The 12,022-nt window shown below is 62.1% G+C and carries 9 protein-coding genes, 1 tRNA gene and 2 pseudogenes; 4 read left to right on the top strand and 8 right to left on the bottom strand.

Going from position 1 to position 12,022, the window contains the following annotated elements:
• Nucleotides 1-130: 130 nt before the first annotated feature.
• The 3 genes and pseudogenes from VQ044_RS21575 to VQ044_RS21585 all read right to left on the bottom strand — a co-directional run bounded on the left by VQ044_RS21575 (nt 131) and on the right by VQ044_RS21585 (nt 2,708).
• The gene (locus VQ044_RS21575) at nt 131-790 is read right to left on the bottom strand and encodes a hypothetical protein (protein ID WP_327651217.1); all 660 of its coding nucleotides are present in this window, start codon (nt 788-790) and stop codon (nt 131-133) included.
• A gap of 183 nt (nt 791-973) precedes the next feature.
• Nucleotides 974-1,274 (bottom strand): annotated as a pseudogene (locus tag VQ044_RS21580) (adenine deaminase C-terminal domain-containing protein); the annotation flags it as partial.
• Nucleotides 1,275-1,289: 15 nt separating this feature from the next.
• Nucleotides 1,290-2,708: an aminotransferase-like domain-containing protein gene (locus VQ044_RS21585; RefSeq protein ID WP_327649515.1), complete on the bottom strand. Its 1,419-nt coding sequence runs from the start codon at nt 2,706-2,708 to the stop codon at nt 1,290-1,292.
• A 105-nt stretch (nt 2,709-2,813) separates the two neighbouring features.
• Between VQ044_RS21585 and VQ044_RS21590 the strand changes: the two genes are divergently transcribed.
• Nucleotides 2,814-3,674, top strand: a complete 861-nt coding sequence (locus VQ044_RS21590; protein ID WP_327649514.1) for a DMT family transporter — start codon at nt 2,814-2,816, stop codon at nt 3,672-3,674.
• 46 nt (nt 3,675-3,720) lie between these two features.
• Here the strand turns inward: VQ044_RS21590 and ade are convergent, their stop codons facing one another.
• The 4 genes from ade to VQ044_RS21610 all read right to left on the bottom strand — a co-directional run bounded on the left by ade (nt 3,721) and on the right by VQ044_RS21610 (nt 9,200).
• Nucleotides 3,721-5,523 carry an adenine deaminase gene (gene ade, locus VQ044_RS21595; RefSeq protein ID WP_327651216.1) on the bottom strand — a complete coding sequence of 601 codons (1,803 nt, stop codon included), beginning with the start codon at nt 5,521-5,523 and terminating at the stop codon, nt 3,721-3,723.
• Nucleotides 5,524-5,677: 154 nt separating this feature from the next.
• Nucleotides 5,678-5,763 (bottom strand) — tRNA-Leu (locus tag VQ044_RS21600).
• 550 nt (nt 5,764-6,313) lie between these two features.
• On the bottom strand, nt 6,314-8,653 hold the full coding sequence (locus VQ044_RS21605; protein ID WP_331827763.1) for a putative bifunctional diguanylate cyclase/phosphodiesterase: 2,340 nt from the start codon (nt 8,651-8,653) through the stop codon (nt 6,314-6,316).
• A gap of 25 nt (nt 8,654-8,678) precedes the next feature.
• On the bottom strand, nt 8,679-9,200 hold the full coding sequence (locus VQ044_RS21610) for an oxidoreductase (RefSeq protein WP_442872979.1): 522 nt from the start codon (nt 9,198-9,200) through the stop codon (nt 8,679-8,681).
• A 284-nt stretch (nt 9,201-9,484) separates the two neighbouring features.
• Between VQ044_RS21610 and folE the strand changes: the two genes are divergently transcribed.
• Nucleotides 9,485-10,072, top strand: a complete 588-nt coding sequence (gene folE, locus VQ044_RS21615) for a GTP cyclohydrolase I (protein WP_327649511.1) — start codon at nt 9,485-9,487, stop codon at nt 10,070-10,072.
• A gap of 40 nt (nt 10,073-10,112) precedes the next feature.
• On the top strand, nt 10,113-10,607 hold the full coding sequence (locus VQ044_RS21620) for a 6-pyruvoyl trahydropterin synthase family protein (protein ID WP_327649510.1): 495 nt from the start codon (nt 10,113-10,115) through the stop codon (nt 10,605-10,607).
• A gap of 120 nt (nt 10,608-10,727) precedes the next feature.
• Here VQ044_RS21620 and wrbA read toward each other — a convergent pair whose 3' ends face one another.
• A complete protein-coding gene (gene wrbA, locus VQ044_RS21625; RefSeq protein ID WP_327649509.1) occupies nt 10,728-11,327 on the bottom strand; it encodes an NAD(P)H:quinone oxidoreductase in 600 nt (199 codons plus the stop codon).
• A gap of 225 nt (nt 11,328-11,552) precedes the next feature.
• On the opposite strand from wrbA, the pseudogene VQ044_RS21630 reads away from it, so the two are divergent.
• Nucleotides 11,553-11,930, top strand: a pseudogene (locus tag VQ044_RS21630) (competence/damage-inducible protein A); the annotation flags it as partial.
• Nucleotides 11,931-12,022: the final 92 nt, after the last annotated feature.

Consider the following 12,022-nt stretch of genomic DNA (forward strand, 5'->3'; position numbering starts at 1 on the left):
CCCAGGCCATCTCGATTCCCCATCGTCTCGACAACGTAGGGGAATCACAACCTGCTGATATCGCTCAACTCCTTTTCGCTCAGGCTCTTAGTGCGGTTCCGATTGAACGCTGACGTTCAGGGTAGAACTCTTATTTTCTCCGTCCTGCTGCCACGTAGTAAGTGGGGGTCCCGAGAATCCCCAACAATCGAATTCGCACCGCGATGACATTGGGATTTGTGCACACATTCGTGTCAAATTCGAGCACATGAAGGTGATCCGACGGCATCTCATTTCCATGTCCTCCTCCGATAAATTCCGCTCGGCTCGACAAATCCCGCTGCCGGATCATTCCTGTGAGAAAGGGATCAAAGGCACCGATGCCTAACTCAGCTACGGCAAATGAGTGAGCAATTTTGGCAAGCGTGAGACAAAACGGTTCGGTGTGCAATGTTGCCGTTGGCATCACATCTGACGCTCCGAGAGCTTCGCAGAGCCACTGAAGTTGGGCGTTTCTATCTTGCCAGAGCCCTGCCCCTCGAACCCACATGGTGGAAGTCGCCGCATTCCGGTTCCCGCTCGTGACAATTCCGGTCAGAGCGTCAGGCATCGGATAAAGGGGCAGACCGACAAGGAAGGGGCAAATGCTACGGTCAACATAAGCAATCTCCCATTCTTGGCTGGTGGAGTATTTAACCTTCAATGGGAGATGCGCCGGCCGTTCATTGGGACGGCGAGTAGGCATGTTGTAGAGCATGCGTAACGGTTCGAAAATTGTGCGGGCAAATTCACCTTCGAATGCGCTCGTCAACGCGGCGCAGTCTCTACAACTGGCCTCCGGAAGAATCCAACGCCCCCCTGCCGAATAGGGGATGATGTGTTCTTTAGTGAGAAGGCCCTTTGCACCGCAATAAATACATTCGCCTATCGAGGCATAACATCTCGAAGTGTGACTAGGCAGAGCCATATCCCGTTGTCTTTTCATGGGAGCATTTTAAGATGCACTGTTTTCCACATCGACCGGTGCCCGCGCACCAGCTCTCCCCTGCAGGAACAGATCCACCAGCTCGAACGTCTCCACATCGACGATGCCCTTGTCCGAAATACGCAGAGCCGGAATGCGCCAGCAGCGAGTGCTGCATATAGGCGTTGTTGAGCGTACAGCCGGCGGTGTGCATCACCGCAATCACCCGGTCGGCCTTGGCGGCGACGATCTCCGCCCGCTCGTTCGACATCAGCCCGGCGATCGGCATCGCGATCAGCGCCTGCTCCTCACCGTTCGCAAAGAACTTCACGCATACTGTCGCTCGCTATGGGCCTCTGGCAGTTCGCCGCATGGCCCGTTCCAGCACGGAGAAGGTGGCGGGGGCGAGAGACTGCGCGACATTGAACCGCAGAAATCCGCTCGCGGCCTGGCTGAGACTGAAGGCATTGCCGGGAGCCAGCACGACACCTTCCGCGAGCGCGGACCGCGCCACATCGGCGGCATCCAGACCCTCGGGGAGTTGGCACCAGAGGAACATACCCGCATTGGGTTCGATCCACGGGGTCAGGCCGAGGCTTTTCAGTCTGGCGCTGACCTGCCCCATCGCGTCGGCAAGGCGGGTGCGCAGGCCGCCGGTATGTTTGCGATAGGCTCCATCCTTCAGCAAAGCCAGCACCAGCTCCGCCGAGAAAGAGCCGCCACCGAAGGAGGTGGCGAGCTTGAGATCCACCAACTCTTCAATCCAGTCCTGACGCGCGGCGACGAAGCCGCACCGAACCGCCGCCGACAGGGTTTTGGAAAAGCTGCCGATATGGATGACGCGATCCAGCCCATCGAATGCCGCCAGACGCGGCGCGGGCTCCTGCTCGAAATCCGCAAAAATGTCATCCTCGACGATGAGCAAATCGTGCTGTTCGGCAAGCTTCAAGACGCGGTGCGCGACGACGGGCGACAGGGTCGCCCCGGTGGGATTGTGAAGCGCGGAATTGGTTATGTAGAGGCGGGGTGAGTGCTCCGTCAGAGCCTTCTCGAACAACTCCAGGTCCGGGCCCGTATGCGTATAGGGCACGCTGACCACCTTGACACGATGGACGCGCAGCATGGCGTGGAAGTTGAAATAGCAGGGATCGTCGAGCAGGACCGTATCGCCGGGCTCGACCAGAAACCGGCACAGCAGGTCGATGGCCTGGGTGCCGGATTCCGTCAGCATAATCTGATGGGGAGGCGCCTCGACCCCACGATCAGCCAGGCGTCGGGACAAAAGCTGTCTTAGCGCGGGCAAACCGTGAGGTGTGCTGTAGTCCGTCAGGCTAGCCTCGCCTTCTCGTGCCAACAGTCGCAAGGCGCGGCGAATATCCGTCTCCGGCATCCAGGACGCAGGCAGCCAGCCGCACCCAGGCTTCAACAGGCTGCGTCCCGCATCCAGCGATTGCCGCGTCATCCAGATCGGATCGACCTCGCGGTCAAGGCGCGGTCCGGTATCGGAAAGGGAAAACGGCGGCAGGTGCCCCGCGACATAGAAGCCGGAGCCGCGCCGCGACAGGATCACGCCCTCGGCCGCAAGGCGGTCATACGCATCGACGACCGTTGATTTTGATACCTGCATCCTCTGGGCCAGACCCCGGATCGACGGCAACCGCGCGCCCGGTGCTGTCTGGCGGCTCGCAATCTGCTGTCGCACGGTCGCCATCACCTGCTCGACAAGTGTGCCGCCCGCCAACCGGCCTCGGTCCCGCGTGCTCATCTGTATTGCCCATCCTGCCATGACAGTTTCGCAATATTGTAATGGACTGTCTCTGGAAGGGCCATATCCCTCCGGCCATGCTTCACCCGGAAAAAGGGGGATCGGATGGACGATACGAAGAACGGCTGGTTCTACGGCTTCATTGGAGTTGCGATTTTCAGCGGATCACTGCCAGCGACGCGGGTGGCGGTCGCTGATTTCGACCCGGTGTTTCTGACGATTGTCCGCGCCGCGATCGCAGGCATTCTGGCGCTTGCCCTTCTGGTTCTCCTTCCCCAGAAGCGCCCGGACCGAAGCGATCTTGCCTCGTTGTTCATCGTCGCGCTTGGGGTGGTGGTCGGTTTTCCCTTGCTGACGGCGCTGGCCCTGGAACACATCACCTCCGCCCACTCGATCGTCTTTATCGGCCTCCTGCCTCTCGCGACCGCGATTTTCGGCGTGCTTCGGGCCGGCGATCGCCCGCGTCCGGTATTCTGGCTGTTCTCGATTGCCGGCAGCTCGCTCGTCGCCGGATTTGCCCTGACACAAGACCTCTCGGCCTCATGGACCGGCGATCTGTTGATGCTCGCGGCCATCGTCGTGTGCGGCATGGGCTACGCGGAGGGGGGCAAGCTGTCTCGCAAACTCGGCGGTTGGCAGGTGATCTCTTGGGCGCTCGTTCTGTCCCTGCCGGTGATGGCTCCCTTGGCTGCCTATACGATGCCCGCGACCTTCGCGGGGGTCGGCCAGCCCGCCTGGATCGCGCTCGCCTACGTCTCCTTGTTCAGCATGCTCATCGGCTTTGTGTTCTGGTATCGCGGGCTGGCCCAAGGCGGCGTCGCCGCCGTCGGACAACTGCAACTGCTTCAACCGTTTATGGGGTTGATGCTCGCAGCGACGTTGCTGCACGAAGATGTCAGCTGGCCTATGGCGGCCGTCAGCCTCGCTGTGGTCGCTTGCGTCGCGGGCGCGAAAAAATTCGCGTGAATATCAAAACAGCGGCGCGCGAACCGAGGCGCCGCGACCGCCCAGTTCACACGAACAGATCAACCAGCTCGAACGTCTCGACGTCAACGATGCCCTTGTCCGAGATCCGCAAGGACGGAATCACCACCAGCGCGAGCAGTGAGTGCTGCATATAGGCGTTATTGAGCGTACAGCCGGCGTCGCGCATCGCCGCGATCAGCCGGTCGGCCTTGGCGGCGACGATCTCCGCCCGCTCGTCCGACATCAACCCGGCGATCGGCATTTCGATCAGCGCCCGCTCCTCGCCATCGGCGAAGAAGGTCACGCCGCCGCCGACCTCGCCCAGCCGGTTGGCGGCGAGCGCCATGTCCGCCTCGGACGTGCCGACGACGATCATGTGGTGACTGTCATGCGCCACCGTCGAGGCCATGGCGCAGCGGCCGCGATAGCCGAAACCGGAGACGAAGCCATTGACCACCTCGCCGCTCGCCCGGTGGCGTTCCACCAATGCGATGCGGCAGACGTCATTGGCGACATCGGGCATCGCCACGCCGTCCACGACAGGAATCGTCGCCGTCAGCGCCTTGGTCGGCGCCTGGTTCTCGACGACGCCGATGACCCGAACCTTCGCCGTGCCGCCTGCGCCCGCCGGCGCCGCCACGCAAAAGTCCTCGGCCGTCAGAGGCCGGCCAAGCTTTACCGTCGCCTTGGCCGAGGCCGGATAGGCATAGGCCGGCATGTCGGCTTCGAGCGTCCCTGCCGCCGCCAGACGCACGCCGCGGCCATAGACTTCGTCGATGGTCAGCTCGGTCAGATCGGAGACGATCAGGAAATCGGCGCGCCGGCCCGGCGTTACCGAACCGATCTCGCGCTCCAGCTTGAAGTGCTCGGCGGTGTTGATCGTCGCCATCTGAATCGCCGTCATCGGCTTCAAGCCGCGTGAAATGGCATGGCGAACCACTCGGTCCATATGTCCCTCGCGCAGCAGCGTGCCGGAATGGCAGTCGTCGGTGCACAGGATGAAGTGGCGCGAATCGAGCCCCATCTCCGTGATCGCTCGGACTTGAGCGGCGACGTCGTACCAGGCCGAGCCGAGGCGCAGCATCGCCTTCATGCCCTGGCGCACCCGCGCGGCCGCGTCCTCCATGCGAGTGCCCTCGTGGTCGTCCTCCGGCCCGCCGGCGACATAGCCGTGGAAGGCCCGCCCGAGATCCGGCGAGGCGTAGTGCCCGCCGACGGTCTTGCCGGCTCTCCGGGTCGCGGCGATCTCGCCGACCATCGTGGCGTCATTCGCCGCGACGCCGGGAAAGTTCATCACCTCGCCGAGCCCGATGATCGCTGGCCAGTCCATCGCCTCGGCGACATCGGCCGGGCCGAGCACGGCACCGCCCTCCTCCAGCCCCGGCGCCGAGGGCACGCAGGACGGCATCTGCACCCAGACGTTGACCGGCTGGACCACCGCCTCGTCATGCATCAGCTTGACGCCCGGAAGGCCGAGGACATTGGCTATTTCGTGCGGGTCGATGAACATCGAGGTGGTGCCGTGCGGAATCACCGCGCGGCAGAACTCGGTCACCGTCACCATGCCGCTTTCAACATGCATGTGCGCGTCGCAGAGCCCTGGCATCACATAACGCCCGGCGGCGTCGACAACCCGCGTTCCCTCCCCGATCGTATGGGCGGCATCGGGGCCGCAATAGGCGAAACGTCCCGCCTTTACCGCAATGTCGGTAGCGGGAATGATTTCGCCGGAGTGGACATTCACCCAGCGCGCGTTGCGGACGACAAGGTCGGCCTGGGTACGCCCCATGGCGACATCGACGAGTTGAGGCGCGACGCTGTCGAATGGCTCCGGACGGTCCATGCTCATGAGTTATCCACACCCCTACGCGATTTCTGAAAATCGAATCTGACAAGGTAGCGGTAGGCCCATCGAGGGAGATGGCACACCGCTCTTGTTCCACAACTGTTGCGATTGTTCGCATAAAGTGGTCGAGGAAACATCCGCAACCTCTTCTACTCAATGGTGCGGGCGGCGGGACTCGAACCCGCACGGGACGAAGCCCGAGGGATTTTAAGTCCCTTGCGTCTACCATTCCGCCACGCCCGCTCCGGGCGGAGCACAACGCCATGCCGCGAGCGGTGTCAAGATTTGTGCATCATTGCCACAGTTCACGAAAATTCCACTGACGTGTTCGGCGAAAATGGGGTACCGTCTCACTTGCGATGATGTTTCGTTGCAGCGAGCGCGAAAAAGGGGGTGGCATGAGGAATGATTTCGACCGTCCCGACATGACCGCACATTCGTGCGGAGTGCCTGTGCTCGACACATTCGAGGGCCTCTACGCCTCCGGTCTGCTCACATGCCTGAAGCGACAGAATCTGGCGCTGGAACGCCTTCGGCATGCCTTGGAGAACGAATTGGCATCGCCGGCCCGCGGATGCGTCCCGCGAAGGCGCCTGCTCTCCAAAGCCTGAATGCCGAAGGCCCGCATGGCTCGATATTGGCGTTGCGCGTGTCGAATGGTTTCGGCCGCTGCGCCTTGAGGGCCGTGTGGCCGGAGTCCCGACCTCTGCAACCGGCAGGGCGAAGCAACGGATCAGGCTTGCGATCGTCGCGCACAGCGCGAACGCGTTGGAGCCGACCGCACACCTAGGTTTCAGGCGGCCGTCAGACCGCGCCTCTTGGCTTTCCCAACGGGCAAGGGAATTTCCGAGGCAGGTTTGGGCCGGCCGAAGAAGTATCCCTGCAACTCGGTACATCCGAGCGCCTGCAATTTGCGAAACTGGTCTTCCGTCTCCACCCCTTCGGCGGTCGTCGTCAAACCGAGATCCCGGCCGAGCGCAATGACCAGTTCGACGATCGGCAGATGGTCGGAGTTATCGGACATGTCCCGGATGAAGGACTGGTCGATCTTGATCTTGTCGAAGGGAAAGCTGCGCAGATAGCTGAGCGACGAGTAACCCGTGCCGAAATCGTCCAGGGCGACCCTCACGCCCAGTTCGCGCAATTGGTGCAGGATCGTCAAGGTGTGCTCGCTGTCTTCAAGCAGCACCGATTCGGTGATTTCGAGTTCAAGGCGATCGGCGGAAAGGCCCGAAGCGGCCAGGGCATTGACCACCGCTTGCACGAGGGCCTGGCTGCGAAACTGCGCTGGAGAGAGATTGACCGCGATCCTGATCTCCGCCGGCCATCGGATCGCCTGCTCGCAGGCTTGCCGCAAGACCCACTCGCCGAGATTGACGATCAGTCCGATATCCTCGGCAACGGGAATAAACTCGTCTGGGGGTATCATCCCCAGTATCGGATGGCGCCAGCGAACCAGCGCCTCGAAACCACAGATTTCCTCGCGTTCGGCATGCATTACCGGTTGATAGAATACATCCAGCTCGTTGTTCGGAAGCGCCTTGCGAAGATCGGCCTCCAGCCCCTTGCGCGCCTGGAGTTGGTCATCCATCTGCGGCTCGAAGAAGCGGAAGGTTCGTTTGCCGCTGGTCTTGGCTTCGTAGAGCGCCAGATCGGCCTGCTTGAGAAGGATGTCCGCGTCATCCGAATTCCCCTTGAACTCGGCAATACCGATGCTCAGCCCGATCAGGACTTCCTGTCCGTCGATCTCGAAGGGCGCGCTGATCGCCTCGATCAGCCGGGTGGCGATCGCGTCAAGGTCGCGAGGCTCGTCCGACGGCAGGAGAAGCAGCGTGAACTCGTCGCCCCCGACTCGCGCGACGAGATCCTTCTCGCGAACGTTGCGGCGCAATCGGTCGGCCACGCATTTCAACAGTTCGTCGCCGCGCTGATGGCCCAAGGTGTCGTTGACATCCTTGAACCGGTCGAGATCGAGACACATGATGGCGAGGAAACTCTTGTCTTGCCGGGCGCGGGACAGAGCTTGATCCAATTTCTCGCCGAACAGGACCCGGTTGGCAAGGTCGGTCAACGAGTCGAAATGCGCCATGTGGACGATCTGGTGTTCGACCCGGCGCAGGTCGGTAATGTCTTCGTAGGTCGCGATCCAGCCGCCGTCGCCTAGCGCCGCGTGCGTGACGGAAATGGAACGCCCGTCGAAGCACTCCTGGACAAAAACCGAACTCCGGTGATCGTGTATCAGTCCTTGTTGCTGGGAGTAAATCTGCCTCAGGGCCGGCGAGCTATCCGCCTCACCGGCTCCGCTCACCAGTTTATCGAGCGGCACTCCCGGCTGCAGTGCAGCGTAGGATAGACCGAACATCGCGCCAAACCGCTCGTTCCAGACGACCAGATGTCCTTTCGCGTCGAACATGCAGAGGCCTTGGGACATGTTGCTCAAGGCCGCCCTGAACCGGCGATTTTGGGTCTGCAGCGCCGCCGAGGTCGCTCTCAGGTCGTCGGCGAGGTCGTGGAGGTCGTCGTGCACCCGGCCGAGTAACCGGTTGTTCCAGACCAGCAGCAGGATCAGCGCGACGCCGCAAACGATCAAGCCAGCAGCCAGTCCAGTGAAAACGTAATGAAGGCGCAACAGTGCCTTCTGATCCTCCGCGACGCGCTCCGCCCCGAGTTGAGTCGCGAAGGAGGCGAGCGAGGCAAGCTCCGTTTCGAAGGGATACAGCAATCGCTGGAGTTGGCGGGCAATGACCGGTTCGTCGGCCCGCGGCAACAGCGGTTCGACCGAGGCGAGGACCTCTTCCAGACGCTGAACGATCCGGCGAGCATGCGAATTCTTCTCGATGAATTCGGCTGCCTCGCCCTGCTTGAGGATGTTGACCCGATTCAGCAGGATATCGAAGCGAAGCATGACCTCATCGCCGTCGACGCCGCTGCCGGGGACAGCAATGGCGGCGACGCGCTGCTGCAAGCGCGTGAATTCCACCAGCGCTTGGCTCACCGCCCAGGTCGTATTGTAGCTGGCCACCTGCCGAAGCGCCTGTTGGCGTTCGACGATCAAGTTGGAAATGTAAGCCGTCGCCAGGACGAAGCAGCCCACGGTGATCGCCAGCAGCAGTTGGACCAGTCGCATGGCCATTGCGGGTTTCTCGCGAGCGGAAATGTTATTCAACGATCAGCTTTGAGAGCTGCCATGCCGAGCGGCCGTAATAGGTCTGGCTCTGCAGTGCTGCGTCGCTGTCATAGGGGTAGACGATGAACAGCGGCCCCTTGTCCCTAACCGGCATATATTCGCCATCCCGCTTGAGGGCGATGATGGTGCCGTGCTTCGCGAAATCCGCGATGGGGATTTCCGTCATGTAATCGTTCAATGCGATGGCTCGCACCCGGTCGCCGATGGCTCCGGCCAGCGTCATCAGCTTGTCCAACCTGACGCCTTCGAATTGCACCGGCTTGTCGTACCACGGCGTCGAGGTCTGGAAAGATACCATCCCGATCGACTCCAGCATCGCCCGATCGAATTCGGCGCTGTCGCCGGCATTGGTAACAGCGATTTCACCGGAAATGGTCAAAATCACCTTGCCGGTCGGGGTCGCCAGCTCTCCCGCAAAAGCCAAACCGGCCAGGAAAATGTAAAGCCCGGCCAGTACCATGGCGATGGCCTGCTTTGCGCTTGGCCGAGGCATATCATGTCCTTCCATCTGAGGCGGACGTCATGTCCTCCCGTCTGAAGCGGACGAATCTTGTCAGACAAATGCTAACCGGTGGTGAATGCGGCGCATCTCGCGCGGGAGGCAGGCGTGGGCCTGACCCTGTTCGCATTTTATTAAAACGGTAAAGAATACATATTAAGCGTCATCGGGCTAATTGGAGAGGTCGGGCGCTCATGAACTTCCACCCAGCGAAATCGATACATCCCCAACTTTGCAACGAGCAGGTCGAGGACATTGATCCTTCCGGGCGGGAGGCGATGAGGGCCTTGGTCGCCGCCAAGATCGGCGAACTCTTCGACATTCTCCAGATCGACCACCAAAGCGACCATAATACCCGCGACACGCCCGAGCGCGTGGCCAAGATGTATGTCGAGGAGATTCTGCGCGGCCGCTACACGGCTCCGCCGGAGATCACCGAATTCGACAATGCCGACGGCTACGACCAACTCATCGTGACCGGGCCGATCGACGTGCGGTCCACATGCGCCCACCATCTGATGCCGATCTACGGTCAAGCCTATATCGGCATCCTGCCGGCCGCCGCCGGCAAGCTCATTGGCCTGTCGAAATACGATCGGATCGTCGATTATTTCTCGGCGCGGCTGCAGATCCAGGAAGAGCTGGTCAATCAGATCGGCCAGTTCATCTGCGAACGGACCAGCCCGCGGGGTCTCGCCGTCCGGATGAGCGCCGTGCACATGTGCAAGACCCACCGCGGGATCAAAGCATCCCACCGCAGCCGCATGGTCAGCTGTTGCTATTTCGGCGAAATGAAGAGCGACCCGTCGCTCAAAAGTGAGTTCCTGCAGGAATGCCTTGCGTTGGAACGCGGCGCGGGCGACTGAACCGGCTCGCCACCTCGACGCCCCGGTCCGGGAGATATCGATGAACCAGCCAGTCCGTACAGTCTCTTCGATGCGCGATTCGCGGGCGATCTACCGTTCGACCAAGGCTTATGACCACAGCGAAGGGCTCTCGTGCTGCTTTCGCCAATGGCGGGCGACACACTCTCACTGCCGGCTGATACACGGCTACGCCCTCGCCTTCCGCTTCGTCTTCGCCACCTTCGAACTCGATCAGCACAATTGGTGCTTCGACTTCGGCGGTTTGAAACCGGTCAAGGGGTGGCTGAAGGAGATGTTCGACCATACGATGATCGTCGCCGAGGACGACCCGGAACTGCCGCGCTTCCAAGCGCTCGCGGAAGCAGATCTGGTCGACCTGCGCGTGCTGCCGGCGGTAGGCTGCGAGGCGACGGCGAAATACGTCTTCGACTATGTCGCGACATTCCTGCGGGCGGAGACCGGCGATCGGGTTTGGCTCGAAAGCGTCGAGGTGTGCGAGCACGGCGGTAATTCGGCCATCTACGCGATCGGCTAAAGCTTCCACCGAGCGAGGATGTCGCTATCCTTCAGCGCCGGTCCGGAGCGGCGGACAGCGACAACGCCGCCACCCGCCACTCTGTAACCGGACCTTGCCCGGACACATTCGACCTTGCGGTCAGGCCGCGAGTTTCGCCGCGATCTCGGCGATGTGCTTGCCCTGGAAGCGCGCGCCGTCGAGCTCGATCTGGCTCGGCATGCGCGAGCCATCGCCTCCGGCGATCGTCGTCGCGCCATAGGGCGAGCCGCCGACGATCTCGTCCATGTTCATCTGCCCGGCAAAGGCATAAGGCAGGCCGACGATGACAAGGCCCTGGTGAAGCAGCGTCTTGTGCGCTGACAGAAGCGTCGCCTCGTTGCCGCCGTGCTGTGTCGCGGAGGACGCAAAAGCACCGCCGACCTTGCCGACCAAAGCGCCCTTGGCCCAAAGCGGACCGGTGCGATCCCAGAACGCCTGCATCTGCGAGCACATGTTGCCGTAGCGGGTCGGCACGCCGACGATGATCGCGTCGTAGTTCGGGAGTTCCATCGGATCGCATTCGGGATACGGATGGTCGGTCTTGAAATGCGCCGCCTCGACGACCTCCTGTGGCGCGGTCTCGGGCGCGCGTTTGATATCGACGCTGGCGCCGGCGCTTTCCGCGCCCTCCGCGACGGCCTTGGCCATCGTCTCGATATGTCCGTAGCTGGAATAGTAGAGGACCAGGACCTTCGTCATGTCTCGTCTCCTTCGCGTTGATTGAGTAACTGTCGGCTCGTTGGCCTCGGGAGGGCATAACGCAAAGGGCATTGGAAAGATCGGCCGGCCGCCGCGACGCACCGTCACCGAAACGGCGACGCAGGCTTGCGCCAACGTTTTTATGGGATCGGACGGCCAAACCCTTGCCATCGTCGCGGAGCGCCCCTTTTTATTCGCTCCCCGCCGTTCGCCCGGAGTTTCGCCATGACGTCCACACCCGCCACCGCCGCGATGCTGGCGATCGGCGACGAACTCCTGTCGGGGCGGACCAAGGACCGCAATATCGGCCATCTTGCCGAAGTCCTGACCGTCGCCGGCATCGACCTGAAGGAAGTGCGCATCGTCGGCGACGAACCGCACATCATCGCCGACACGCTCAACACGCTGCGCCGCAGCTACGACTACGTCTTCACCTCGGGCGGCATCGGCCCGACCCATGACGACATCACCGCCGACGCCGTCGGCGCGGCGTTCGGGCTGACGGTCGGCGAGCATCCGGAAGCGCTCCGCCGGCTGGCGGAGAACTACGCGGGGCGCGGCATGGAGTTTACCGAGGCGCGGCGGCGCATGGCGCGGACACCGGACGAGCTATGGCCGATTTTGGGTGACGCGGCTTGATCAAGCGGCGCGGTTGTCGGCGCCCTGCGTGGCGACGCCGTCTGTGAATGTGACGC

This window comes from Aurantimonas sp. C2-5-R2 (assembly GCF_036549495.1).
Classification (GTDB): Bacteria; Pseudomonadota; Alphaproteobacteria; order Rhizobiales; family Rhizobiaceae; genus Aurantimonas; species Aurantimonas coralicida_A.